Annotated in this window: 17 protein-coding genes; 8 read left to right on the plus strand and 9 right to left on the minus strand. The window is 68.7% G+C overall.

The genetic code is table 11. From position 1 onward, the window contains the following. Positions 1 to 394 precede the first annotated feature (394 nt). The 7 genes from Q0Z83_RS13010 to Q0Z83_RS13040 all read left to right on the plus strand — a co-directional run bounded on the left by Q0Z83_RS13010 (position 395) and on the right by Q0Z83_RS13040 (position 9,594). Entirely contained in the window at positions 395 to 2,359 is a 1,965-nt protein-coding gene (locus Q0Z83_RS13010; RefSeq protein ID WP_317794143.1) for a rhamnogalacturonan lyase family protein, read from the plus strand. Between the two features lie 138 nt (positions 2,360 to 2,497). Continuing rightward, complete coding sequence (locus Q0Z83_RS13015) at positions 2,498 to 3,556, plus strand: rhamnogalacturonan acetylesterase (RefSeq protein WP_317794144.1); 1,059 nt, start codon at positions 2,498 to 2,500, stop codon at positions 3,554 to 3,556. 233 nt (positions 3,557 to 3,789) lie between these two features. Further along, positions 3,790 to 5,250, plus strand: coding sequence for an amidase (locus Q0Z83_RS13020; protein ID WP_317794145.1), 1,461 nt, complete (start codon positions 3,790 to 3,792; stop codon positions 5,248 to 5,250). 36 nt (positions 5,251 to 5,286) lie between these two features. After that, positions 5,287 to 6,876: a class I adenylate-forming enzyme family protein gene (locus Q0Z83_RS13025; RefSeq protein WP_317794146.1), complete on the plus strand. Its 1,590-nt coding sequence runs from the start codon at positions 5,287 to 5,289 to the stop codon at positions 6,874 to 6,876. Further along, positions 6,852 to 7,310 (plus strand): hotdog family protein, encoded by a 459-nt coding sequence (locus tag Q0Z83_RS13030; RefSeq protein ID WP_317794147.1) that lies wholly within the window; start codon positions 6,852 to 6,854, stop codon positions 7,308 to 7,310. Before Q0Z83_RS13025 ends, Q0Z83_RS13030 begins: the two co-directional genes overlap by 25 nt. A 68-nt stretch (positions 7,311 to 7,378) precedes the next feature. Next, positions 7,379 to 7,972 (plus strand): TetR/AcrR family transcriptional regulator, encoded by a 594-nt coding sequence (locus Q0Z83_RS13035; protein ID WP_317794148.1) that lies wholly within the window; start codon positions 7,379 to 7,381, stop codon positions 7,970 to 7,972. Positions 7,973 to 8,148: 176 nt separating this feature from the next. Next, entirely contained in the window at positions 8,149 to 9,594 is a 1,446-nt protein-coding gene (locus Q0Z83_RS13040; protein ID WP_317794149.1) for an APC family permease, read from the plus strand. A gap of 214 nt (positions 9,595 to 9,808) precedes the next feature. Here Q0Z83_RS13040 and Q0Z83_RS13045 read toward each other — a convergent pair whose 3' ends face one another. The 9 genes from Q0Z83_RS13045 to Q0Z83_RS13085 all read right to left on the minus strand — a co-directional run bounded on the left by Q0Z83_RS13045 (position 9,809) and on the right by Q0Z83_RS13085 (position 23,401). After that, entirely contained in the window at positions 9,809 to 10,990 is a 1,182-nt protein-coding gene (locus Q0Z83_RS13045; RefSeq protein ID WP_317794150.1) for a hypothetical protein, read from the minus strand. 68 nt (positions 10,991 to 11,058) lie between these two features. Beyond that, positions 11,059 to 13,563 carry a rhamnogalacturonan lyase gene (locus tag Q0Z83_RS13050; RefSeq protein ID WP_317794151.1) on the minus strand — a complete coding sequence of 835 codons (2,505 nt, stop codon included), beginning with the start codon at positions 13,561 to 13,563 and terminating at the stop codon, positions 11,059 to 11,061. 938 nt (positions 13,564 to 14,501) lie between these two features. After that, positions 14,502 to 15,584, minus strand: a complete 1,083-nt coding sequence (locus Q0Z83_RS13055; RefSeq protein ID WP_317794152.1) for a Gfo/Idh/MocA family protein — start codon at positions 15,582 to 15,584, stop codon at positions 14,502 to 14,504. A gap of 5 nt (positions 15,585 to 15,589) precedes the next feature. Then, complete coding sequence (locus Q0Z83_RS13060) at positions 15,590 to 18,556, minus strand: glycoside hydrolase family 2 TIM barrel-domain containing protein (protein WP_317794153.1); 2,967 nt, start codon at positions 18,554 to 18,556, stop codon at positions 15,590 to 15,592. Between the two features lie 91 nt (positions 18,557 to 18,647). Next, a complete protein-coding gene (locus Q0Z83_RS13065) occupies positions 18,648 to 19,625 on the minus strand; it encodes a LacI family DNA-binding transcriptional regulator (RefSeq protein ID WP_317794154.1) in 978 nt (325 codons plus the stop codon). Beyond that, positions 19,607 to 20,218 (minus strand): hypothetical protein, encoded by a 612-nt coding sequence (locus Q0Z83_RS13070; RefSeq protein ID WP_317794155.1) that lies wholly within the window; start codon positions 20,216 to 20,218, stop codon positions 19,607 to 19,609. The genes Q0Z83_RS13065 and Q0Z83_RS13070 overlap by 19 nt, the downstream gene beginning before the upstream one ends. Then, on the minus strand, positions 20,215 to 21,078 hold the full coding sequence (locus tag Q0Z83_RS13075; protein ID WP_317794156.1) for a carbohydrate ABC transporter permease: 864 nt from the start codon (positions 21,076 to 21,078) through the stop codon (positions 20,215 to 20,217). The genes Q0Z83_RS13070 and Q0Z83_RS13075 overlap by 4 nt, the downstream gene beginning before the upstream one ends. Next, positions 21,075 to 22,043 carry a carbohydrate ABC transporter permease gene (locus tag Q0Z83_RS13080; protein WP_317794157.1) on the minus strand — a complete coding sequence of 323 codons (969 nt, stop codon included), beginning with the start codon at positions 22,041 to 22,043 and terminating at the stop codon, positions 21,075 to 21,077. Before Q0Z83_RS13080 ends, Q0Z83_RS13075 begins: the two co-directional genes overlap by 4 nt. Before the next feature lie 59 nt (positions 22,044 to 22,102). After that, positions 22,103 to 23,401 carry an ABC transporter substrate-binding protein gene (locus Q0Z83_RS13085; protein WP_317794158.1) on the minus strand — a complete coding sequence of 433 codons (1,299 nt, stop codon included), beginning with the start codon at positions 23,399 to 23,401 and terminating at the stop codon, positions 22,103 to 22,105. A gap of 622 nt (positions 23,402 to 24,023) precedes the next feature. On the opposite strand from Q0Z83_RS13085, the gene Q0Z83_RS13090 reads away from it, so the two are divergent. After that, positions 24,024 to 26,012 (plus strand): polysaccharide lyase family protein, encoded by a 1,989-nt coding sequence (locus Q0Z83_RS13090; protein ID WP_317794159.1) that lies wholly within the window; start codon positions 24,024 to 24,026, stop codon positions 26,010 to 26,012. Positions 26,013 to 26,154: the final 142 nt, after the last annotated feature.

A 26,154-nucleotide genomic window follows, 5' to 3' on the forward strand; every position in this document is an offset into this window, starting at 1 on the left:
ATGCTACTCATCGTGATATGGCTGTGATGTCATCGGTTATGGCGGCCCCAGCGTAAATATATGCGCGAGCGGCTGTCAAACAGGCGGCCAGAATTCTGCGATGTCAAATGCGGACCGCATATATCATCTTCCTGATGTGACTCACATCACAGTGCCGTAAAATGCTGCTGAACTGCTAAAACTCGCGATATTCCAACGCCATGGCACGGAAAACGATATGCGGTGAACGCTCGCCGCATCTCTCTCTCCGGTTCTTTTGGTAACCATTAAGAATGGGGTCGGGTGAGTTGACCGTATTGATTGCAGACCCCTAATCTCCTCCGCGGCGGGGCGGAGGGTGGAGCTCAAAAGTCACCTTGCGTAACCGCAATATGTCGTCGAGGAAGGAACACACATGTCCAGGACAGGCCCATCGGTACGCCGAGCGGCAGCCGTCACGTCACTGGTACTGGTCGCGGGCCTGGCGATCACCGGTTGCCGAAAGCAGTCGAGCACCGCGTCACCCGGGCCGGCGGCGTCCGCCGGCGCCGAGGCTGCGGCGGACGGAGGCGGTCTCTCGTCGGCGACCGCCACCTCGGCGGCGAAGCCGGGCTCCTCCGCGGCCACGTCCGCCACCACAGCGACCGCGACAACCGTGGGCCGGGCCATGGAGAACCTCGGGCGGGGCGTGGTGGCGGTCCGCCGCAACAACGGTGAGGTCCTGGTCTCGTGGCGGCTGCTCGCCCTGGACCCGGCCGCCATTGGCTTCAACGTTTACCGGTCGACCGCGGGCGGCGCGTACACCAAGCTCAACAGTGCCGTCCTGACGAAGGGCACCAACTTCGTCGACACCACCGCTGACAAGGCCAAGGCCAACAGCTACCGGGTCAGGGCGGTCACCGGCGGCACCGAGCAGGCGCCCAGCACCGCCTACACCCTGGCGGCCGGATCGTTCGGCCCGGCCGTCAAGATCCCGATCAAGGCGGGTGCGGCGTTCAAGTTCGTCTGGACCGGTGACCTCGACGGCGACGGTGAGTACGACTACCTCATCGACCGGCAGGCCAACCCGCAGAGCCTCGAGGCCTACCGGGGTGACGGCACCTTCCTCTGGTCGATGAGCATGGGGAAGAACAGTGCCAACCAGAACAACATCGAGGGCGGCTCGTCCACCATCGACGTCGGCAACTGGGACGGCGTCACCGTCTTCGACTTCGACAGCGACGGCAAGGCCGAGGTCGCGGTCCGGATTGCCAACGGGGTCACCTTCGGCGACGGCTCCCGTTTCTCGTACTCCGACGACGTGCACCAGTTCATCGCGATCCTGGACGGGATGAGTGGTAAGAAGGTGGCCACCGCCCCGGTCCCCGACGACTATCTCGCCGACGGGCCGCTGTACGCCCGGTTCGGTGTCGGCTACCTCGACGGCAAGACCCCCAGCCTGGTCGCGTTCATGAAGAACCGGGTCGGCAACGGCGACTTCAACCTGGTGATGACCGCTTGGAAGTTCGACGGGTCCGCGATCACGAGGCAGTGGAAGTGGCTGCGTGAGGGCGTGCACGCCGCCGACGGTCACAACACCCGCATCATCGACGTGGACGGCGACGGCAAGGACGAGGTCGCCGAGATCGGCTTCGTGCTCAACGGCGATGGCACCCTGCGGTACACCCTCGACGACCAGGGCATCGGCCACGGCGACCGCTGGTACATCGCCGACATCGACCCGAGCCGTCCCGGCCTGGAGGGCTACGGCATCCAGCAGCTCAACAAGAGCGGGCTGCTGGAGTACTACTACGACGCGGCCACCGGCAAGGTCATCTGGCAGCACAAGGGCGGGATCGTCGACGTCGGCCGCGGCCTGGTCGGCGACATCGACCCGGCCAAGCCCGGCCTGGAGACCTGGTCGTACTCCGGCGTCTACAACGGCCCGACCGGAAAGCTCCTGGTGAACGACACCAAGAAGAGCCCCTGGCCGGCGTTCACGCTCTGGTGGGACGGCGACCTGGGCGCCGAGCTCTACAACGACGGCAAGATCGAGGAGTGGAACCCGAAGTCGCCCGCGGACAGCCAGCACCAGCCGCGTGTCCTCACCGCCTGGAAGGTCGGCGGCTACGACGCCTACGGGCGCAACCCGGCCCTGATCGGCGACCTGTTCGGTGACTGGCGCGAGGAGGTCGTGCTGAGCAGCAAGGCACATGACCAACTGGTCATCCTCACCACCGACCAGGCCACCGACACCCGGCTCTACACGCTGGCCCAGAACCCGTCCTACCGCAACGGCATGACCCTCAAGGGCTACCTGCAGTCCCACGCGGTCGACTACTACCTCGGTACCGGCATGACCACCCCGGCGGCACCGAAGATCCACTACGTCCAGAAGTAGTGACTGCGAGACCCCGCCGCCGAGCTCTCGGCGGCGGGTTTCGTGCTTCTCCGGTCTCTTGACCTCCGGCGAATCGCGATGATTCGATGACATCAATGTAAACGCTTTAACATCGCGGTCCGAATCCGGGGAGAATCCTTGAAACGATCACCTTTGCTCGCCGTGCTGCTGCCGGTCGCCGCCGTCGCCTGCGGCATCTCCAGTCCGGCCGCGGCCGGGGGTGCGCACCACGCCGCGCCGATACCGGGCGAGTGCACCGGGACGGCGCCGGTCGTCTGCCAGTTCGATGTCGAGCCCGGCAACTACGACGTCTCGGTGCTGTTCGGTGACGCCGCCGAGGCCGGCGCCTCGGCGGTGCTGGCCGAGGCCCGCCGGATGGTCCTCGGTGAGGTCACCACCGAGGCCGGCCGGTTCGCCCGGCGCTCGTTCAGCGTCAACGTGCGCGAGCCGGAGGGTCAGCCGACCCGCACCGAATACGGCACACCGGGCCTGACGCTCACCTTCACCGGCTCGAACCCCAAGATCAAGGATATTGCGGTACGACCGGCGAGCCCCCGCAGCACGCAGCTGTTCCTAGCCGGCGACTCGACGGTCTGCGACCAGGACTGGGCGCCGTACGCCGGCTGGGGCCAGGCCGTCCCGCAGCACCTGCGCCGCCAGGTGACCGTGGTCAACTACGCCGACTCCGGCGAGAGCAGCACGTCCTTCCTGGCCAACAGCAAGCTGTGGGCCACCATGCTGCCCCTGGTGCGCCGTGGTGACGTGGTGCTGCTGCAGTTCGGCCACAACGACAAGACCACGACCGCCGAGGCCTTCCGGGCGAACCTGGCCCGCATGGTCACCGAGGTCCGTGCGGCCGGCGCCCGGCCCGTGCTGGTCAGCCCGCCGGTGCGGCGCCGCTTCGACAGCACCGGCCACCTCAACGGCGTGGCGTGGCACATCAACAGCCTGGGCGTGGACCTGCCGGCGGAGATGGCGGCCGTCGCCGGGGAGCAGGCCGCCCCCTACATCAACCTGACCGCCGACAGCGCCGCCCTCGTCGAAGGGCTCGGTGTGGAGGCGTCCAAGCGGATCTACCTCTACAACGAGGAGGGGGACAACACCCACTTCTCCGAGTACGGCGCGGATCAGATCGGCCTGCTGGTGCTCGCCCGCCTCAAGGAGTTGCACCTGCTCCCGCACGCCTTCCGCGACTGACGTCTTTGTCTCGCTGCAATAGGATTAAAAGCTTTTACCTCTTGATGGTTGAGCGGGGTTGCCGGGAGAACGCGTCCTGGCGGCCCCGCTCGTGTCGTGTTACGGCCGGGTGAAAGCTCTCAGCAGGGATCTTCCGTAATGCAACATGAGATGTATAACGTGTGTTGCAGAAAGGTGGAGTCGGCCGGTGCTGTCGATTCGGCCAGGCTCATCGCCATCATCTGGAGGACCCATTGACCGGCCCGACCTCGGACGACGAACTGTGTTTCACCCCGGCCACCGACCTGGCGCGTCTCATCCGTACCCGTCAGCTCTCTCCGGTCGAGGTGACCGCCGCGGTCCTGGACCGCATCGAACGGGTCGGGTCGCGGCTCAACTGCTTCGTGACGGTCGTCGCCGAACAGGCCATGGCGGCCGCGAAGGACGCCGAGCGCCGCGTCGTGCAGACAGCTGCCGCTGAGCTGCCGGCCCTGCACGGGATCCCGGTCACGGTCAAGGACCTGGAGGCCACGGCCGGGGTGCGGACCACCTTCGGCTCGGTCCGGTACGCCGATCATGTCCCGGCCACCAGCGCGCCGATCTGGCAGCGCATGCACGAGGCGGGTGCCGTGCTGGTGGGCAAGACCACGACGCCCGAGTTCGGCATGCACGGCATCACGGAGAGCCGCTTGACCGGCGTGACAAACAATCCGTGGGACCTGAGCCGAACCACCGGCGGCAGCAGTGGTGGCGCCGCGGCGGCCGTGGCCGCCGGGCTCGCACCGCTGGCGACGGGCAGCGACGGTGGCGGGTCCATCCGCGTTCCCGCGTCGTTGTGCGGCGCCGTGGGATTCAAGCCGACCATCGGCCGTATCCCGTTCGCCACCCCCGACAGCGGGGCGTACGAGGCGGTGACGGTGACCGGGCCGATCACCCGCACGGTCGCGGACGCCGCCCTGATGTTCGAGGTGGTGGCCGGCGAACTGGACCACGACGCGGTGAGCATCCTCGGCCCGGCGCCACGGGCGTCTGCTGCACTGCACGACGCCACGCTGCGCGGACTCCGCGTCGCCTACAGCCCGGATCTGGGCTGCGGCCCGGTCGATCCGGAGACCGACCGGGTGGTGCGTGCCGCGGTGGGTGTGATGGCCGCCGAGGGCGGCGCCGAGGTCGAGGAGGTCACGATTCACCTGCCCGACCCATACGACTACTTCGTCGGATGGTGGGGCCCGCACCTGTTGCTGGAGCTCGCGCTCATGGCGGAGGACGGCATCACCCTCGACGACTGTCCCGACGCGGTGCGACCGCTGGTGGAGCGGGCCGCCTCGATGAGCGCTGTCGACTTCGTCCGAGTGCAGATGGTGACCAGATCCCAGATCTACCGGGCGTTCGCGGACGTGTTCGCCCGCTTCGACCTGCTGGTGTGGCCGACGACGCCACTGCCGGCGTTCGAGCACCCGGGCGCGGCCGGTGGCCCACTGTCGATCGCCGGCCGGCCCGTGCGCGAGCCGGCCATGGAGAACCAGCGGCTCACCGAAGCGATCTCCCACGCCGGATGCCCGGCGATCACGGTGCCGGCCGGGTTCACCCACGACGGTCTGCCCGTGGGCCTGCAGATCGCGGCCCGGCGCGGCGCCGACATCGCCGTCCTGCGCGCGGCTGCCGCGTTCGAGGCCATCGCCCCGTGGGCGCACCGGCGCCCACCGCTGCGCTGATCATCCCGCCCGATCCCCGTACGCAAGGAAACGCTCTTGTCTCTCACCGTCACCCTGCCGCCGGCCTGGAGCGCCGTGCCCCGCAGCACCCTGACCGATTTCGCCGACCGGGTCTTCACCGCGGGCGGGGACACCCCGGCTCTGCTCTTCGACGACGGTGCCACCTTCACCTTCAATCAGTTGCGTGACGGTGTGGAACGGCTCGCGGGAGCGCTGCGGAGCCGGATCGGCGCCGGTGACCGGGTGCTGCTCGCGATCGGCAACCGGGCGGAGTACCTGATCGCCTACTTCGCCGTCATCGCCAACCGCGCGGTGGTCGTGAACGCCGGCCCCGACCTCGGGCCGGCGGACGCGGAACATCTGGTCGGCCAGTCGAGCTGCCGGATGGCTCTCGCCGAAGGCCGGGCCGTGGACGTGCTGCGCGGCCTCGGCCCGGGTTCGCCGCTACGGGAGGTGGTGGCCCTCGACCGGCCGGAGCCGGACGGTTTCGCGAACTGGGTGGGCGGCACCGAGCCGATGCCCCTGTCCGAGGCCGCCGGTCAACAGGCCGACCTCGTCGACATCGGTTTCACCTCCGGCACCACCGGAATGCCGAAGGCACTCGGCGGCACTCATCTCGAGCCGCTGCGCTACGCCGACGTGCAGTTGCGGGTCTCCGGGCTGACCGCTGACGACCGGCCGTTCGTGCCCCTGCAGTTCTACTACGGTGACGGCCTCTACCTGGCGCTGGCCGCCTGGCAACTGGGTGCGTCGATCGCAGTGATGCGCCGCTTCAGCGTCTCCCGGTTCTGGACCGCCGCGCGAGCGGTGGGGGCGACCCGGCTCTACACCATCGGGTCGATCCCCAACCTGCTGCTGACCGCGGCGCCGTCGCCGGCTGAGCGCGCGCACACGATCCGAAGTGCCAGCGCGGTCGGCGTTCCTGCCGCCCAGCACCGGGAGCTGCAGGAGCGGTTCGGTTTCCCCTGGCTGGAGGTGTACGGCTCGTCGGAGTCCGGGCCGGCCCTGTGCATGCCACCCGACCTCGCCGAGCGCTATGTCGGGACCGGCGCGATCGGTGTGCCGCTGCCCGACGTGCGGGCCCGGATCGTCGCTGCCGACGGCACGGTCGTGGACGGGCCCGGCGAGGGCGAACTGGAGCTTGCCGGGAACGTGCTGTTCACCGGCTACCTCGGCGACCAAGCCGCGACCGACGAGATGCTGCACGACGGCTGGCTGCGTATGGGTGACCTGGTCCGGCGCGACGAGGACGGCATGTACTACTTCCTCGGGCGGGCCAAGGAGGTGATCCGCCGCGGCGGGCAGAACGTGGCACCCGCCGAGGTGGAGGCGGTGTTGCGGCGACATCCCGTGGTCGTCGACGCCGCCGTGGTACCGGTCCCGGACCAGCTGTGGGGCGAGGAGATCCTCGCCTATGTCCAGGTCAAGTCCATCACTGGGCAGACCCCGGCAGACCTCGCCGAGTTCTGCGCACACCACCTCGCCGCGTTCAAGGTGCCCCGCTATGTCCGGCTGCGCGACACAGCCTTCCCGCGCACGCCCAGCCACCGCATCGTCAAGCGCGACCTGGCGCCCGGCGGACGTCACCGCAGCGTGGGCGCATGGGACCGGCAGGCCACCCGGTGACGCGGCTCATGGTGCCCTTCGACGAGCTCCCCGGGACCGTCGGCACCCGGCTCGTCAGCCCGTGGACGTCGGTGGAGGTCGCCGACACCGTCGTCTTCGAGACCGTCACCCGTGTGCCGGTGGCGACCGAGGCTGGCTACGACCATGACGTCGTCGCCGGATTCCAGCTGCTCAGCATGCTCGACCATCTGGTCAGCCCGATGATCACGGTGACCGGCGGGCCGTCCGCCTGGAACTACGGTCTCGACCGGGTCCGCTTCATCCAGCCGGTACACGCCGGCGAGCGGTTCCGCGCCACCGTCCGGATCGTCGAGGTACTCCCGAGACCCACCGGGCACCTACTGCGGGCCGACGTCGAGGTCGAGGTCGACGGCAGGCCGGGTCCCGCGTTCGTGGCCCAGTTGCTCCTGCTCTGGCCGCGAGACGACGGATGACGGCCGTTGATCATCACTGGGTACGATGTGCCCCGACCCGGCCGGCCGTTCGAAGGGGGGTACGGCTGATGCCACGCTTCGTCGACAGCGAGACTCGTCGCCGGGAGATCCTCCAGGCCGGCCTGGAGATCCTCGGGGAGAACGGGCTGCCCGGCGTGACCTTCCGTTCGGTCGCCGCACGGATGGGCGGATCGTCGACGTTGGTCACCCACTACTACGGCACCCGCCGCGCGCTCATCGTCGACCTGACCGCGTACTCCATCGAGCTGGGCCGTCAGCAGCTCGCCAAGCTGGAGAACGCCGCGGAAGGCCCGGCAGAACGTCTGCGGACGCTGCTGCTGTGGCTCGTCCCGCTCGACGAGGCGGGCCTGCGGGAGGAGCGCGCCAGGGTCAGCATGATGGCGGCCGGGCCCACCGAGCCCGAGATCGAGGAGTTCCTGGACGGCTGGGAGACCGAGGTCAGGGACCTGCTCGGACGGCACCTGGCCGACATGGTCGCCCCCGGGGAGGTCGCCGGGCTGGTCGACTTCCTGCGTGCGGTGACCAACGGTGTGGTCCTGAGCGCGGTCGAGCATCCCCAGACGTGGACCCGGAAGCGGCAGGAGTCCGTTGTCGCGACGGCCCTGTCCGTGGTGCTGGCCCGGACCACGCCGCCGCGCTGACGGCAACCGGCCTTCGCGGAGCGCCTCCCGGGCTTTCCGCCATATGAGCATGCCGCGATCCGGTTCCCTTTAAATTGCTGAAGGGAACTGTTGACACGGCAGTTGCAACAAGCGTTTTATTACGCCGTTCCGAGAAACTCTCCATTTTCTGCCTCTCCCCTCAGCCGGAGGCTCTCGTGTCTGAAACCAACAATTCCTCTCGTGCCGGCCGCCTGGGTGCGCCCGGTGTCGTCTTCATCGTCGTGGCCGCTGCGGCACCGTTGTCGATCATGGCCGGCACCGCACCGTTCGCCCTGTCCATCGGCGGTCTGGCGGCGCCCGCCGCCTATCTGGTGGCGGGCGCGGTGCTCACCCTGTTCGCCGTCGGATTCACCCGGATGACCCGGGTGGTGCACGGTGGCGGCGCCTTCTACTCGTACGTCACCCTGGGTTTGGGCCGTCGCGCCGGAGCGGCGACCGGCGTTCTCGCGCTGATCTCCTACAATGCGATTCAATTCGGTTCCTACGGCCTGCTCGGAATGCAATTCGAGGCGGCTGTCGCCCGGTTCACCGGTCTCGATCTGCCGTGGTGGGTGTGGTCCCTGCTGGCCGTCGCGGCGATCTGGGCACTCGGACGGCGAGGTGCCGAGGTTAGCGCATGCCTGCTGGGCGTGCTGCTCGTCGTGGAGAGCCTGCTTCTCGCTGCTCTCGTCGTCGCCGTCGTCGCACAGGGCGGCCACTCCGGTCTGAGCCTCGCCGGTCTCACCCCGCAGGCGTGGGGACATCCCGGCATCCTGGCGGCACTCGGCATCGCCTTCGTCTGCTTCATGGGTTTCGAGTCCACGGCCATCTATCGCACCGAAGCCCGCCACGGCGACCGGACCATCACCCGGGCGACATACGCCGCCGTCGCCTTCCTGGCGGTCTTCTACGCCCTCGTGCTCTGGGCGCTCGTGCAGGCCATCGGCGACGCGGACGCTGTGGCAGTGGCCGGTGCGGACCCGACCGCGGTGCTGATGACGGTCATCGAGGACTACCTCGGGGCGGCCGCCGGAACGATCACCTACATCTTCCTCGTGACCAGCATCTTCGCCTCGCAGGTCGCATTCCACAACGCGATCAACCGGTACGCCCGGGCTCTCGCCGAGGACGGTCTCCTGCCCGCCGGCCTCCAGCGGGTCCATCCCCGGTTCGGCTCGCCGACCCGGGCCGGAGCGGTGCAGTCGATCGCCGCCGCCACGGTCATCGTCGCCGCCGCGATCCTCGGCGCCGACCCGTTCCTGCAGATGACCATCTGGGTCAGCACCCCCGGCACCATCGGCGTCCTGGCCATGCAATGCCTCGCCTCGGCGGCGGTGGCGGCGTTCTTCCTGCGCCGAACCGCCGGCCGGGCCACGGCCGTGATCGCTGCCGTCTCCACCGTTGCGCTCGTCGTCCTCCTCGCTCTCGTCATCGTCAACATCGACCTGATCACCGGCGCCGGCGCCGTCACGAACAACGTCCTGTTGACCGTGCCCGCCGTGGCCTTCGTCACGGGCCTGGTCGCTGCGGGGCTTCTGCGGCACCGTCGCCCCGCCATCTATGCCCGCATCGGTGGCGAGGACGCCCAGCGTGTCCTCGCCGAGAACCCGCAGGGCTCATGATCGCCCGCTCGGCGGCCGGGACGGTGACCACCGCCCGGCCACCGGGCTCCCCTGCCCGCCGTTCAGCCGTGGGACCCGCGCAGGAACTGCTGCCAGGCGACCTCGCAGGCCAGCGGCAGGGTACACCCGGCGAGGCGGTTGGTGGACCGCTTTCCGCCTCGCCGCGCGGCCACGACAGCGGCGTGCCTGCCGTCTGCTGCTCACCGGGGAAGCTTCAGCAGCGGTTGATGTCCGACAGGCCGTCGACAGTGACATCCGTGATGGCGAGCCCGTCGACGCACGGGCTCTGGGTGATCTGGTTGTTCACGACCGTCAGATGCTGCAGCGTGATGTCGGAGGTGGCGGGGAATTCGGTGCGGGACGCGAGCCGGACCTCCCCGCCGCCGGTGATGGTGCCGCTCACGCCGGCGATCGTCACGTTGTAGCAGTTCTCGATCAGGATGGCGTTGTTGCCGGTGTCGGCGATGTCGATCCGGTCGATGGTGGCGCCGCCGCTCTCGGAGACGCAGAAGACGCCCCGGCCGCCGCCGCGGGCCTTGACCAGTCCGACCTTGATGTTGTTCGGGTAGGCGCCGCTGATCCGGCCGTTGCGGTTGGCCATGCGGAACGCGGCATATCCGGTTCCGGTGCCGGCGTTGACGGCGTCGACCGTTCCGACGGTCGCGTTGACCGTCGTGCCCAGCAGCAGGCCGGACTCGCCGACGTCGCGGGCCGTCACGGTGCCGATGGTTATGCCGTCCACCCCGGCGGTCTCGACGGCGTGTGAGCTCGCCCCGGATACGTACACATTGTCGATGGTGATGTTCTTGCTGTAGGAGCCGGTGCTGCCGTTGTCGATGCGCACGCCGAGGCCGCTGTCGAGCCGCATGTCGATCTGGCCGAGCTTCACGTTGTAGACGTCGCGCATGAAGATGCCGTACAACGGCACGCCTGTGACGTTGAGGTGCTGGACCTCGATGTCGTTCACGCCGCGGGCGAAGATCGGCGCCATGTCCGTCGCGCTCGCGCCGGCCACGTTGATCGTGCCGCACACGTCGATGACGGTGTAGCTACTCAGCTTGATACGTTCCGCGGCGGACACGGTTCCGGAGCCGCGGACCACCACCCGCTGTTTGGCGGTACGGCCCGCCGTCAGACTGTCGATGCCGGCCTGGACGGCCTGCCTCATGTTCGTGCCGGTGTAGGCCGTCGTGCCGCCCCGGCGGGCGGTCCACGTGCCACCGGATTCGACCACCTCGGCGTCGAACGTGCCGCTGCCGCAAGCGGCTGCCAAGGTTTGCTCATCCGCCAGCGCGCTGACCGGAGCGGCGACGTGCGGCAGCAGTCCAAGTCCCGCACCCACCAGAGCTAATCCGGTTATTGCGGTGAATGTGCCGACCAAGATACGACGTCTCATCGATTGCACTCCTTGAAGTCATGCCAGTAACGGTCACTGCGCGGACACAGTGGGCCTCCGCATATGTCTCAGTGACTGCCGAAGTCGTGGGACCACGTGGCAGCCGCGCCGTTTGCCACCGCCCGGTACGGCCTCGGCACCGCAGCCACTGTCACCTTTGCGCGGGGCGCCTTGTTCAGTCCGGCACGCACCTGCTTGCCGTCGATGTAGTAATCGACGTCGGGGCTCGCCGGCACCTCGATCAGATCGAACAGGTGGCCCCGCGGGTCGATGAATCGTGGCGCCTTCGGGCTCACCGGCTTGGTCAGAACGGGAACAGTCGACCAGTCGGTGTCGCTCGCCAGATAGAAGCCCGGCTGGGTCGGATAGTTGTAAACGGTGTTCTGCCGGGCGATCTCGGCACGGTACTGCTTGTCGTGCATCAGCGTCGTCAATTTGTGCGTCGTCACCGCGGTGCTCGAATAGATGCGCATGGCGGTCGAGTCCGCCGTGTGGATGAGCAGTTCCTCGCGCCAGTCACCGAGGATGTCGGCGACCAGTGGCGGATTCCCTGCCGTGTCCTCTTCGGTGAGCAGGGTTCCCCGCTGCCAGTCGATGATGTGCTTCGCGCCGTCCCGGTCGCCCGACACCGTCTGGGTCGTCGGCTCCGCAGCGAAGTGGATCGTCGCGTCCACCAGGTCCGGCTTTGTCGCCGACAGGATGTCTCCGCGCGCGCTGAGCAGGCCACTCGCGCTGGTGCCGGCCTGGATCGACGCCCACACCTCGAGACCGCGGACATCGGGCCGGACGTCGCCGACGAGACCGTTTCCGGTGTCCCGGCCCGAATAGGCGCCGAGCAGCACCGCACCGGTCGCCGCATCCCGCATCGCCACCCCGTACGGGGCGTTGCGGGCGCTCTCGTGCACCGTGAAGATCTCCAGGCCCGGCCGGTCCGGGTCGATGTCGGTCACGTACATGCCGTCGCCGTGACCCAGCTTCGCGACAGTGCCGGGCGCGGCGCTTCCCTCGGGCAGGGTGGCGTACGAGCTGTAGAGCACGCTCCCGTCGTCATCGAGTGTGGCCGAACCGTAGACGATCTCGTGCTTGCCGTCCCCGTCGACATCCGCCGCACTCAGCGAGTGGAAACCCTGCGACGACATCCTCCCGAACGTCGGATCGCTGCCCTCGCGGCCGTGGGGAGTGTCGTTGAACGGATTGGTCATCGGCACGTGACCGCTGTCGACGAACCAGCGCTCCGTGAGCGACCTGCCGTTCCAGTCGTACGCCACCATCGTCATCCGGGTGTAGTAACCGCGGGCGAACACCACCGACGGGTGCTTGCCGTCCAGGTACGCCACTCCGGCGATGAAACGGTCGACCCGGTTGCCCGGCTCGATGACGGCGTTCGCGTAGTCGCCCCACATCAACCCGTCGTCGCCGCGCCCCGGCTTGTAGGGGATGGTCTGCAACTCCTTGCCCGTCACGCTGTCGAACACCGACAGGTATTCCGGCCCGTCCAGGATGAAGCCCTCGAAGGTGCGCAGTTGGTTGCGCGGGCTGCGCGAGGGGGCGTAGACGTCGATGAAGTAGTTCGCCAGCTCGACGGCGTCCTGGTGGGAGAGCGGGTACTGGTGGGTCACGGGGACGCCCATCGCCTCCTCGACGGTCGCCGGCCAGTGTCCGGCCGCCACCTCGGGATGCTTCGACCAGCCCTGGAGCAACTCGGTCAGGTGGTCGAAGTACTCCGCCGCGCTGAGCCGGTAGTCGTCGGTGTGCTTGTAGCCGGCGTCGCGGTCCTTCTTCGGCATCGTCACGTACGCCTCGTTCGTGACCGAGCCGTCGGCGGCGTAACCGGTGCTCTTCGTGCCGGGCGCGGTCTTCATCATGGTCTCGGCGTCGCCGTCACCATCGAAGTCGTAGACCATGAACTGGGTGTAGTGCTGCCCGGCCCGGATGTTCACGCCGAGATCGATGCGGTTGAGCAGGGTGCCGTCGAGCTCGTAGGTGTCTGCGAAGACGGTGCCGGTGTAGCCCTTCTGCGACACGTCCTTCTGGTTCGAAGGGTTCCAGAGGACCACGAGCTCGTACGCCCCGTCACCGTCGACGTCGGCGGCCGACCCGTCGAAGGCGGCGTAGCTGTAAGCCTCTCCGGTCGGTGTGACGCCGTCCGCCGGCTTGCGAAGCGGCACGTCGTGGTAGCCGTTCCGCCACGCCGTCACCGGGGCGCTCTTCGCGAGCTCGACCCCGCTCACCACCGCGGCGACGGTGTAGCTCGCGTCGGGCGTGCCGGCGGGGTCCGCGAAGTTGGTGCTGTCGGTGACCGTGGCGATCGCCCGGCCATCGCGGTAGACGGTGAAGTCGGGACCGGCCAGGCCGGTCTGCGTGGCCCCGGTCGCCTCCGAAGCGAGCAAGCGCCAACTGAGGAACACGCCCTGGTCGGTGCTCACCGCGACCAGTCCGCGATCGAGTTTCTCGAGTTGATAGGGCGCTCCGCCGTGTGGTGAGGCGGTCGTGGCCGAGGCGGCCGGGGCGATGCCGGCGACCGTGATTCCCGTGGTCAGCAGCGCGGAGATCAGTCTTCGTGCACGGTTCACGATGGATTCCTCTCGGGCTCTCGCCAGGATGGGGAAGTGCTGTCCGTGGTCAGGGGCGCCGTGGTGAATCGCCGGGTTGTCTGTGCCGCATATGTGTCTCCCTTCGGAGCGAATGGCCAGCATCGGCTGAGCGACTTCGTGACCGGTCACGGAGGAGGGTCCGTGACCGGTCACGGAATATCGCTCAGAATTCATTCCTGTGAAGGTCGAAAACAAAGCGTTTCATTGAAACGTTCAAATGTGTGCGACATTCGGAGCGTAACGCCGCCGAAATGTTGATGTCAAGGATGTGTCCGTCTCGGCGTGCCGTGCGTGGCGGCACTAGCTGCACGAACTTTCGAAGGCGCAAGCCCGGTAATGCCGGGTTGACGCGCCGGACACCTGCGTGTAGCGTCCCGGCAAAACGAGGAAAGCGCTTACCGGGACGTTGCAGAATCCCTGATAAGCGCTGGCCGGCGCGTGGATGTCGGTCCGTCGCGTGACTGAAGCCGTGGCGCTCCTTGCTCACGCCGTGCGGTCCTACCGCTTCTTTCCGTGCCTATCAGCGGTGCCTTTATTCGGAACTTCCGGCCGGCTGCGCCGCGGGCAGCCGGAATCGTCGCACGGGGATAATCGATGATCCCCGTTCATTTCGATGAGTGTCGTTCTCGGCTGCATCACAGCGTCGGCCCAGGGCCGGTGGGCCCGGATGCTGGTCTTCTCGCCGCTGGACATCACGTAGTCGCCGCCGGGCGAGACGCCGCCGAACGTGCGGGCGCAGCGGCCCGACACCCGTTCGGCCGTGGCGGCGAACCGCCGGGATGAAGATCCATGATCGGTGCCGGCACGCGTGTGCGTGTCGCGGCCCAGGGCGGTTGAGGAACGGAAGCACGAGCGGGCCGGCGGATGTCGTCATCCGCCGGCCCGCTCGTTCACTGCCGGTGAAGCGGGGGAGCCGCCTACTGCCAGGGTGCGCCGGTGCCGTCCATCCGCTTCGCGAACGGGTCGTCCGGCCCGATCTGCCCGGCCCGGACCGGACGGCCGGTGAACGCGGAGGCGTACAGGGCGGCGATGAACTCCACCGTGACCCGGGTGTCGGCCAGCGAGACCGGTGGGGCGGCACCGGCGTCCAGGGCATCGAGGACCGCGGCCAACTGGGCGGTGTGCCCGTTGCCCGAGGTGGACGGGGCGCCGGCCCACGCGGCGGTGAGGTGCTCGTGGCCGGGCGCGGGGGTCACCGTCCAGTTGTCGTCGGTGTAGCCGTACAGATGGTCGAGCTCGATGGTGGCGTGCGCGTAGTCGATCCGAAGGGCTGAGACCTGCCGGGGCGAGACCACCGAGTTGACCACCGAGGCGACGGCACCGCTGGCGAACGTGACGACGGCCAGCGACACGTCCTCGGTGTCGGTCGGCCGGCTGCGGCGGGCGGCCACCGCGGTGACCTGCTCCCAGTCACCGAGGATCGACAGCAGCAGGTCGAACTGGTGGATGCCGTGTCCCATGGTCGGGCCGCCGCCCTCGGTCTCCCACCTGCCGCGCCACGGCAGGGCGGTGTAGTAGGCGTCGTCGCGGTACCAGTGGGTGTGGCAGGTCGCCAGCAGCGGCGCCCCGAGATCACCGTCGGCCGCCAGGGTGCGCAACCGCCGGATGCCGGGCCCGAACCGCTGCTGGAACACCGTCGCCACGTGGGCGCCGGTGCGCTCGGAGGCGTCGATCAGGGTGTCCAGCTCGGCCAGTGACAGTGTCGGCGGTTTCTCCAGCAGGACGGTGACGCCGGCTTCGAGGCACTGCAGCGCGAGCGCGGTGTGGGTGGAGGGCGGGGTGCACACGTGGACCAGGTCCACGTCGCCGGTCGCCAGCAGGGTCGGCAGGTTCGGCGCCACGGTGGGCACCTCCCACGCGTCCGCGAAGGCTCGCGCCCGTGCGGGGTCGACGTCCACCACGGCGGTGAGGCTGATCCGGCTGCCGAGGGCACGCAGGGCTTCGGCGTGGGCGTTCGCGATCGCCCCGGTGCCGACGACGGCCGCACGGTAGAACTCCACGGCTCTCAGCTCCGCACCGTGCGCAGCCGGGCACGCAGCTGCGTGGCCCGGGGGAACAGCCGGTCCGCCGGCAGCGGCAAGGGGCCGCACGCGGCGCTGCCGATGCCGTCGTGGGCGATGTCGAGGGTGAACACCGTCTCGGGCCCGGGGACGAGTTCCCAGTGGTGCCGTGCCGCCGTCAGCTCCTCCGAGGTCCACGGGCGTGCGGTGAACCCGAACTCCGATTCGGCGGCCACCTCCAGGCGGAGCACGCCGCCCGTGGTGCTGAGGTGGCGCAGACCGCCACGCGCGCCGTTCTCCTGCGGTACCACGTACGGTGTCTGGAGGTCGGTCACCGAGCTCGACCAGAGGCCCAGCCGGGTCGCCGACCTGGTGTCCGGGTAGCGCTCGCCGGGGCCGTACCCGTACCAGGTCACACTGTCGTAGGCGGCCGGAACCGCGAAGCGCAGCCCGATCCGGGGCCAGGTGTACGGCCAGGCGCCGAACGGGGTCGCGGTGAGCTGCAGCCGTACCTCCTCGGGGTCCTCGGTCAGGGACCAGAGTGCGTCGACGTGGACGCCGAAGCTGCGGGCGAGCGGCGCGACCCGGGTGAGCACCCGGATCTGGTCGCCGGCCCGCTCGACCGACAGGGTGGTGTGGTCCAGAGCGTGCAGGTTCGCCTTGAGCCAGCGCCTGGCCGCCGAGGTGTCCTGGCCGACCTGCAGGTCGTTGCTGGTCGGTGCCCGCCACAGATCCAGCCGCGGCGGGGTGGTGAAGGCGAGGCCGCCGAGGGCGGTGAGCGCGCCCGACTCGGCGTCGAAGCGGGCCGGGCCGAGCGTGATCGAGGCGGTCCGGGTGGCGTCGACGGGGGTCAGGCCGGGGCTGGGCACTGTGGCCGGAGCGGGGTTGAGCCGCTGCCCGGCGGCCTGACCGAAGGCGATCTCGTGACCGGCGCCGGCCCACCGGCTGGCGGCGCGGGTGACCGCGGTGACGGTGACGACACACTCGCCCTCGCGCTGGGGCGTCTCCGGGATGAGAACCGTCGCCGACTCGCCGGCCGGCAGCGCCGGCACGTCGAGAACGCCGGAGGCCTCCTCCACCCCGTCGAAGGCGACGGTCCAGCGGAACTCGACGTCGTCGAGGGCGGCGAAGTCGCGCAGGTTGCGGATGTGGACGGTGTCACCGGCGGTCGCCACGGTGATCCGGATCGGAGCGAAGACCGCCTTGAACTCGAGGAGCCCGGGGGAGGGACTTCCGTCGGGGAACACCAGACCGTCGATCGAGAAGGTGTCGTCGTGGACGGGCTCGCCGAAGTCACCGCCGTAGGTGTACTCGATCCGGCCGTCCGGCAGCGGCCGGGCGAGGCCCTGATCGCGCCACTCCCAGATGAAGCCGCCCTGGCAGCGGTCGTACTTCTCGAACAGCTCGCGATAGTCGAGCAGGCCGCCGGGCCCGTTGCCCATGGCGTGGCCGAACTCGGTGATGATGTACGGCAACTTGCGGCGGGCGATGTCCTGAGCCGTGTCGGCGGTCGCTGTGGGATCGATGCGGTCCACGCGGCGGCCGATCTCGTCGAGCCGGGCGAACTCCGTGTACATCTGGCCGAAGATGTCGACGTACTCGCAGGCCACGTCGTCGATGTAGTGGATCGGCCGGGTGCCGTCGCGCCGGCGGGCGTAGGCGGCCATCGCGGCGAAGTTCTCACCGTTGCCGGCCTCGTTGCCCAGCGACCAGATGATGATGCTCGGGTGGTTCTTGTCGCGTTCGACCATGCGCCGCATCCGGTCGAGGTAGGCCGGCTTCCAGGAGACGTCAGCCGACGGATTCGACTTCCACGGGGCGGTCCATTCGCCGTGTTCCTCGTCCTGGTGCAGGAACCCGTGCGTCTCGATGTCGCACTCGTCGAGGACCCACAGCCCGTACTCGTCGCACAGGTCGAGCAGGTGGGCCGAAGGCGGGTAGTGGCTGGTCCGGAGCGCGTTGACGTTGTGCTGCTTCATCGTGCGGATGTTCGCTTCGAGGTCGGCCGGGGTCACCGCCCGTCCGCGTTCCGGGTGGAACTCGTGGTGGTTGACGCCGCGCAGCTGTACGGCCCGGCCGTTGACCAGCAGGTTGCCGTCGCGGACCTCGACGCGGCGGAATCCCGCGCGCAGCGTACGGGTCTCCTCGGCCCGGACGACCGTGACGGTGTAGAGGCGTGGGGTCTCGGCGGTCCACGGATCGACCGAGGCGAGATCGATGGTCTCGCCGGTGAGCCGGCCGGTGACACCGAGTTCAGGGCAGCTGATCCAGGCCGGCGCCGTGGTCTCCACGTGCAGGGTGCCGGCGCCGGTGTCCGCGTCGTAGTCGGCCCGGACGAAGAGGTCGCCGATCTCGCCGTCGGGGCGTTCGAGCAGGGACACGCCACGGAAGATCCCGGGCAGCCACCACATGTCCTGGTCTTCCAAGTAGCTCTGTGCCGACCACTGGTGGACGCGTACCTCGAGTAGGTTCGCGCCGGGCACGAGGTGGTCGGTGACGTCGAAGTCCTGCTCCAGACGGCTGCCGCGGGTGATGCCGAGCAGGACGCCGTTCAGCCTGATTCGCCCGATCGACTCGATGCCCTCGAAGCGCATGACCCAGCGCCGGCCTTCGACCGGCTTGTCCCAGATGAACTCGTTGCGGTAATCGCCGGTCGGGTTGGTGGCGGGAACGCGGGGCGGGTCGACGGGGAACGGGTAGTCGGCATTGGTGTACCAGGGGTCCCCGAAGCCCTGGAGTTGCCAGTGACCCGGCACCTGGATGTCCTTCCAGTCGCCGGAGTCGGGCGCCAGCTCGCGGCGTTCCGCTTCGACGGCCGATCGGGAGAGCCGGAACTGCCAGGTGCCGTTGAGGTCCACCCGGTCGGCGGTGGTGACCGGCGTGGAGGCGCGTGGCGGCAGGGTGCCCTCGGAGGGTCCGACGGCGGTGATGTAGTCGAGGTCTGTGCCTGTTTCGGGCGAGATCTCCGTCATGCTGGCTCCAGGATGATGTCGTTGCCGTGACCGGTCACGGCGCGAAGGCTCTGGTCAGATGTGCCGGTCACCCGGCGCGCGCCCGCGTCGTTCAGGCGGATTCGCGCCAGACGACGACGGGCGTGACGGCCCGGGCGATGGAGCCGCTCGTCCCCGCATGACCGGCGAAGAGCTGGGCGAGGATGTCCGCGGCCTCCCGGGCGACGGCTGCGGAGTCCAGCGAGAGACTCGTCAGCTGCGGGCTCACGGCCTCACCGAGGGAGAGCCCGTCGATCCCGACGATACGGATGGCCCCCGGGACGTCGACGCCCAGTGTGTGCGCCCCCTGCACGGCCCCCATCGCCATCAGGTCGTTGAAGGCCAGAACGGTGTCGATCCGCGGATCCTGCGCGAGCAGTTTCCGGATCCCGTCCGCTCCACCGGCGATCGACTGGATCTCCGTGACGACCGTGCACTGCTCACTCACCGCGTCCTCGAAGTACCGGCGGCGCGGCGTCCCGAGCGGGTCGGGCGTGGCAGGCGACGCATCGATCATGCCGAACCGCCGGGCCCCTTTCGCCCGCAGCGCGGTGACCAGGTCGGTGACGCCCCGTCGCCAGTCGAGTTCGACGGAGTGCACCCCGGCGGTCGTCGCGCGGTGCTCCAGGCGGATGATCGGCATGCCGCGGAACGTCGCCGCGATCTCGTCCTCGGACTGGTCGATGTAGCCGACGATGGCGTCCACCTGCGAGGCCATCGAGCCGATCACCTCCGCCTCGCCGCGCTCGGAGGTGCCGACGACGAGTTGCCAGTCCCGGCGCTGCAGCTCGTTGACGAACGCGTCGGCGAGCTGGGCGTAATACGGGTTCCGGAACGTTCCTATGATCAGGCCGACCGACAGTGTGCGCTGGCGGGACAGCTCGATCGCGAACCGGTTCGGCCGGTAGCCGAGCTCCTCGACCGTCTTCATGACGCGCTGCCGCGTCTCCTCGCTGATGTCGGCCATGTCGTTGATGGCCCGGGTGACCGTCTGCCGCGACACCCCAGCGGCTTGGGCGACCTCCCGGATCGTCACCCGGCGAGTCGGCATGCGGACTCCTTCAGTCGAGGGGAAGCGTCCTCCACCACATCATGCCGGGTCGATCGGTGCCGGGCCGAGGCGTCCACCGCGACGGCGCCGAGCGCCAGCATCCCGGGCAGCAGCAGGGCCGTGATCGGTATTGCCACGGCGACCAGGACCGCGATGAGCGCGGCGAACAACAGCAGGACGCTGCCCCGGAGATCCTGGACCAGATCGGTGGCCGCGGCGCGGGTCACCGCCGGCCAGCGCCGGCCCGGCCGCCAGCCGGCCGCCACCCGCATGCCGAGCGGCAGCACGACGGCGCCGGCCAGCGCGGTGACCGCCCCGAGCAGGCCGGCACCGGGCACACCCGAGGCCACCGCGAGCGCGTCGGCCACCAGAACCAGCAACACCAGCGGCGGTACGACCAGCACGATCGGCCCGCTGCGCAGGACCTCGGCCAGGCACCTCGTGTAGGTGCGCAGCCCGATCGGGCGCTCCTCGCGCAGCATCGTGCACGCCGTGGTGAAGGCGGCGAACGCGGTCACCACCGGGAGCGCGAACAGGACGGTGAGCAGGCCGGCCAGCAGGCACTCGGCGAACCTGGCGAACCGGCCGCTCATCCCTTCAGGCCCGAGGTCGAGACGCCCTGCACCAGCAGCCGCTGGAACGCGACGAAGAACAGGGCGATCGGCAGCAGGGTGAGCACCGACATCGCCACCATGGCGCCGTACGAGCTCTCACCGGTCTGGTCGATGAACAGCCGCAGCGCCAGGGGCATGGTGTAGGTCTCGGGGCTGTTGAGGTAGATCAGCTGGCTCAGGAAGTCGTTCCAGGACCAGATGAACGTGAAGATGGCGGTGGTGACCAGCGCCGGTTTGCTCAGCGGCAGCACCACGTAGAGGAACGCCCGGATCGGCCCGCAGCCGTCGATGCGGGCGGCGTCGCCGAGCTCGCGGGGCAGCCCTCGCATGAACTGCACGATCATGAAGATGAAGAACGCGTCGGTGGCCAGCAGCTTGGGCAGCACCAGAGGCCAGATCGTGTCGATCATGCCGAGACTCTGGAAGATCGTGTACTGCGGGATGAGCAGCACGTGGACCGGCAGCATGATGGTGCCGATCATGAAGGCGAACATCGGGCCGCGCAGCCGGAAACGCATCCACGCGAAGGCGTAGGCGGCCAGCGAGCACGACACGACGTTCCCGATGACCGCACCGACCGAGATGAGCAGCGAGTTGAAGGCGAAACGCCAGACGCTGACCCCGGCGACGCCGGCGAACACCTCGGTGTAGTTGCTCAGCACGATGCGGCTGGGCCACAGGCTCGCACCGGACAGGATCTCGGACGCCGGCTTGAAGGACGACGCGATCAGCCACGCGACGGGATAGAGCAGGACGCAGATCGTCGCGATCATCGCCAGGTGCAGCAGGATCCGGCGGATCCTGCGGGCGACCGGGACAGCGGCGGTGATGGTGGTCAACGTGAATCGTCTCCCGCGTAGTAGACCCATCGGCGCGACGTCCCGAACAGCACCGCCGTGACGGCCGCGATCACCAGGAGCAGTGCCCAGGCCATCGCGGAGGCGTATCCCATGCGGAAGTTCGAGAAGGCGTTGTCGTACAGGTAAAGGGTGTAGAAGAGGGTGGAGTCGCTGGGCCCACCGCGCCCGCCGCTGACCACGAACGCGCCGGTGAACGACTGGAACGCGTGGATCATCTCCAGGACCAGGTTGAAGAAGATGACCGGCGACAGCATCGGCAGGGTCACCGAGCGGAAGGTGCGCCACCAGCCGGCCCCGTCGACCGAGGAGGCGTCGTACAACTCCTGGGGGATCTGCTTGAGGCCGGCCAGGAAGATCACCATCGGCGCGCCGAACTGCCAGACCGCGAGCGCCACGATGACCAGCAGGGCGTAACGGGGTGAGGCCACCCAGCCGCCGGTGTGGATGCCGATCGCGGACAGGCCGTTGTCGACGATGCCCTGGTTGTCGAAGATCAGGCGCCAGACGATGGCGATCGCGGCGCTGGCGCCCAGCAGCGACGGGGCGTAGAACGCCGAGCGGTAGAACCCGGAGCCCCGGGTCACCCGGTTCAGCAGCATCGCGACCGCGAGGGCGGCGATCAGCTTGAGCGGGGTGGAGATCAGCACGTACCGCAGCGTCACCCCGACCGAGGCGAGGAACCGGGGGTCGTCGGTGAACAGCCGCCGGTAGTTGTCCAGCCCCACCCACTGCGGTGTGGTGAACAGGTCGTAGTCGGTGAACGACAGGTAGAGCGAGGCGAGCATCGGTCCGATCGTCAGCACCAGGGCGCCGGCGATCCACGGGGACAGGAACAGGTAGGCCAGGCCGGGACGCTCGCCGTAGCGGTAGCGCCGCCGCGGCTGTCCCTGCTCGCGGGCCGGCTTACCGGCGCCGGCCGGCCTCTCGAGGGTTTGATGCACCATTGTCAGATGTCTCCCAGATCGCGGGGCCGTGCCGGACCGCACGGCCCCGGCTGACCGCGTCAGGACGAGATCGCCCGCTGCGCCTCGCTGATGAACTTGGTGGCGCTCGCCTCGACCGTGGCGCGCCCGAAGATGACGTCGTCGTACACGCGCTGGAAGGCGACCTTGACCTCGCCGGCACCCTTCGGCGGCGGCGGGGGAGCGGTGTCGAGGGTCGCGAGGACCTTCTGCTCGTACTCGTAGGCGGCCTTCGGCGGGCCCTGCAGGGTGGCGCCGACCAGCTCGCGCACCTTCTCGTCGGCGGGCAGGCCGCGGGACATGCCGAGGGCGGTGCCCGCGCTGGTGTCGTGGATCAGGAAGTCGACCAGCTTGGCCGCCGCCTTCTTGTTGTCCGAGCGCTGGGCGATGCTGAGCATCATGGCGGGCTTGGCGAACTGGCCACGCTTACCGGTGTCGGTGGGGAAGGAGGTGGCGGTGAGCTCCCGGCCGTACTGCTCCCAGAGCTTCGGCGTGAACCCGCTGTCGTAGCCGAACGTCGCTGACGACTTCTTCTGCGCCACCGGGTCATTCTCCTGCGTGCCGTCGATCTTCGTGGTGATCTCGGCCGGAGTGACGGCGCCGCTGGTGCGCCAGGAGTCGGACAGCTTCCACCAGGCGGTGACGTCGGCCTCGGTGTAGCCGAGCTTGCCGTCCTCGGTGTAGAGCTGCTTGCCCTGCTGGCGCAGCCACACCTCGAACCAGTCCAGGACGCCGCCGAAGTCGTTGAGCCCGTACACCTTCTTGCCGGTGCCGTCGGTGACCTTCTGGGCCGCCGCCTGCAGGTCACTCCACTTCCAGGTGTCGGTCGGCTCGGTGGCGCCGACCTTCTCCCACTGGGCGGCGTCGTAGCTGAACATCTGCGTGTTCTGCGCGATCGGGATGGCGAAGAGCTTGCTGTCGACCGAGCCGCCGGACAGCAGCTGCTGGCTCAGACCCGACGTCTGCACCTGTGCCTCACCGCTGTCGAGCTGCGCGAGCACACCACGGTCGGCGTACTCCCGCACGTAGCTGTAGTCCATCTGCAGCACGTCGGGAGCGCTGCCGCCGGCGACCTGCGTGGCCAGCTTCTGGAAGTAGCCGCCGAAGTCGGAGAACGACGACTCCACCTTGATGCCCGGATTGGCCTGCTCGAACAGGGCGATCGCGTCGTTGGTCGCCTTGGCCCGCTCGGCGGAGCCCCAGTAGTCGAACCGGATGGTGACGTTGCCGTCCTCGCCGGATCCGCCGCCACCGCAGGCGGCGACGGTGGCGAGAAGGGCGCCCACCGCTGTCACGGCCAGCAGGCGGACGGCCCGCCCCGGATGTTTCCTGATCCGCATCTTTATCTCCTTCAGGACGTAGTAAGCGCTGGTCGACAGATGCCGTGACCGGTCACGGTCCCTGCGCCGTGACCGGTCACGGCTTAAGTCGCCGTCGGTGGAGCCACAGACCGATGGATTGCGTGAGGGGAAGGGGGTGAAGAGATGGAGGAATACGCCAATGAAACGTTCAAATGTCCCCGCCGGACGGAGCGTAACGCCGCTGAAACAGCCGTGTCAAGATGTCATCGGCGGTCATTGTGCCCCGCAGCATAGGGGTTTAGCTGCACAAACTCTATAGCCGTAAGCAAGGTGCCGGTCGGCAGTGGTGGCACGGGCGGCGCGCCGGAGGTGATGGATTGACGCGCATGACACCCGAGTGTAGCGTCCCGGCAATCAGGTAAGCGCTTACCCGCACGTCGCCGATCCCCTGCTCGGTGCCGATCGTGCGTGGCGCCCCGCCCGGCGACCGCACCCCTGTCGTCGTGCGCCGCATTCGCACCGCGCCACCTGAACGCATTCATCAACGGGTAATCCCCGTAAAGAATCCGCGCCCCCCTTAGTAATGCATCCACCGCGACAAGCCAGTCATCGCGGTGATGACGCCTGCCCGGAATCGCCTTCACCGAACAGGGAGAGCCCCATGTCCCAACCCGTCTCGCGGCGTACCGTCCTCGGCCTCGCGGGGAGCATCGCGGGAGCCACCGTCCTGGCTCCGGCCTTCGCCACGGCCGCGAACGCCGAGGCCGGGGCCGACGTCACGCTCACCGACAACGGCAAGTCGGTGACGCTGACCAACGGTCTCATCCAATTCACTCTCGTCAAGGCGACGGCGGAGATCATCAACCTCCGGCTCGTCGGCAGCACCCAGGGCAACGAGAACGTCGATCTCCTGCCGGGTGGCCGCAGCCACGGTTATACGACCTTCAACGTCGGCACCGCCGCCGCCAGCGGCATGAAAGGCGGGACCTTCAGCGTGATCAGTCAGACGACCGATCGCATCGAGGTTTCCGTTCTCTCCGCCGACCCGACTCTGCAGCCCTTCTACGTCGATATTCGCTTCGCACTCGAACGTGGCGCGTCCGGTCTGTACTCCTACTGGATCGTCAAGTACCCCGACGACATGCCCGACGGCCTCGCGCTCGGACAGCTGCGGTATGCCTTCTCCAACGGCACCGACGCGGCGTTCCGCTGGTTCGCCGTCGACGACGAGCGCGGCGTCCAGCAGCGGCCCACCGTGGCTGAGGTGCAGGCAGCGGTGACCCTGCAGGACTCCACCATCGCGCTGCCCGACGGCACGATCTGGAGCAAGTACCAGACCAGCACCGACCTCGAAGGCGACAACAACGTCTTCCTGATGTCCAACGGGACCATCGGGCTCTCCCTCGTGCAGGCGAGCAAGGAGAGCTTCGGCGGGCCGACCCGTCAGGAGCTCAGCGTCCACGACTACTACGACGGCATGATCCTGCTGTGGCACCCGCTGACCGGCCACTACGGCATGCCCGACGTGCAGCCGGCGAAAGGCTGGGGCAAGGTCTACGGTCCCTTCTACCTGCACGTCGCTGAGGCGGCGACCGGTGACGAGGCCACCAACGTCGCGGCCCTGTGGGCGGACGCCAAACAGGTCGCGGCCCGGGAGAAGGCTCGCTGGCCGTACCAGTGGATCACCGATCCGCTCTACGCCGCCGACCAGCGGTCCACCGTGACCGGCCGGCTCGCCATCCCCGGCCAGTCCGCGATCCGCGACGGCTGGGCCGTGCTCTACCAGCCGGGCCCCGACCGGGACTGGCGCGGCACCGTCCTGGACGGCACGGATTGGCAGTATCTCGGCCTGGACTACATCTACTTCGCCCCGATCGACCGGGCCGGCAAATTCACGATCCCGGCGGTACGACCTGGCACCTACACCCTCGCCGCGTTCGCCAAGGGCGCGTTCGGGGAGTACCGCCGGACCGGTATCACTGTGCCCGCCGCCGGCCAGGTCGACACCGGCCGGCACACCTGGCGGCCGGTCAGTCACGGCAAGACCCTCTGGCAGATCGGTACGCCCGACCGGACCGCGAAGGAGTTCCACACCCCCGGCGGCTCCGACGGCTACCGTAGCACCCTGGCCTGGCTGGAATACCCGTACGAGTTCCCGGACGGCGTCGACTTCACCGTCGGCACCGACGATCCGGCCGAGAAGTGGAACTATTTCCACCCCGCCCTGGCCACTCCTGGCACCGCCGCACAACTGGCCTGGCGGGGCACCACCCCCGACGAGACACTGACCAACTGGAAGATCCGCTTCGCCGGCCGCCGGTACCGCACCGGCACCGGATACCTCGACATCGCGATCGCCGGCTCCGTCTTCGGCACCCTCGCCGTGACACTCAACGGCACCCCGATCGCGTCCGTCGACCCGCTGCCCGGCGTGCCCGGTGACAACAGCTCCTACCGGCTGGTCGCGCGATCGATGTACCGGCTGCTGCCGACCATCACCTTCCCCGCCACGCTGATCCAATCCGGTGAGAACGTGCTCTCCCTCGCGCCGACACGGGCTGGCGAGATCACCGACGGCCTGGACGACTGGATGGAGCCGATGTCCGGAATCATGTACGACGCGATCCGCCTGCAGGTGGACGCCCGGTGAGGAACGGAGGGGCCCAGGCATTTCACTGGGCCCCTCCACGGGCGTGAGAAATCTCCCGTACAAAAAATGATATGTGTTTGCCGTTATCTTCTCGCACTATTTCGCTGGCCCTTTTCGTTGACGTCCCCGGCGGCCGAACCTA

It is taken from the genome of Actinoplanes sichuanensis (assembly GCF_033097365.1).
GTDB lineage: Bacteria > Actinomycetota > Actinomycetes > Mycobacteriales > Micromonosporaceae > Actinoplanes > Actinoplanes sichuanensis.

What these genes read in the sequence shown, in the direction of transcription:
- Q0Z83_RS13010 (WP_317794143.1), top strand. Translation starts at nt 395, where the DNA reads ATGTCCAGGACAGGCCCATCGGTACGCCGAGCGGCAGCCGTCACGTCA.
- Q0Z83_RS13030 (WP_317794147.1), top strand. Translation starts at nt 6,852, where the DNA reads ATGGGACCGGCAGGCCACCCGGTGACGCGGCTCATGGTGCCCTTCGAC.
- Q0Z83_RS13035 (WP_317794148.1), top strand. Translation starts at nt 7,379, where the DNA reads ATGCCACGCTTCGTCGACAGCGAGACTCGTCGCCGGGAGATCCTCCAG.
- Q0Z83_RS13045 (WP_317794150.1), bottom strand. Translation starts at nt 10,990, where the DNA reads ATGAGACGTCGTATCTTGGTCGGCACATTCACCGCAATAACCGGATTA.
- Q0Z83_RS13060 (WP_317794153.1), bottom strand. Translation starts at nt 18,556, where the DNA reads ATGACGGAGATCTCGCCCGAAACAGGCACAGACCTCGACTACATCACC.
- Q0Z83_RS13065 (WP_317794154.1), bottom strand. Translation starts at nt 19,625, where the DNA reads ATGCCGACTCGCCGGGTGACGATCCGGGAGGTCGCCCAAGCCGCTGGG.
- Q0Z83_RS13070 (WP_317794155.1), bottom strand. Translation starts at nt 20,218, where the DNA reads ATGAGCGGCCGGTTCGCCAGGTTCGCCGAGTGCCTGCTGGCCGGCCTG.
- Q0Z83_RS13080 (WP_317794157.1), bottom strand. Translation starts at nt 22,043, where the DNA reads ATGGTGCATCAAACCCTCGAGAGGCCGGCCGGCGCCGGTAAGCCGGCC.
- Q0Z83_RS13085 (WP_317794158.1), bottom strand. Translation starts at nt 23,401, where the DNA reads ATGCGGATCAGGAAACATCCGGGGCGGGCCGTCCGCCTGCTGGCCGTG.
- Q0Z83_RS13090 (WP_317794159.1), top strand. Translation starts at nt 24,024, where the DNA reads ATGTCCCAACCCGTCTCGCGGCGTACCGTCCTCGGCCTCGCGGGGAGC.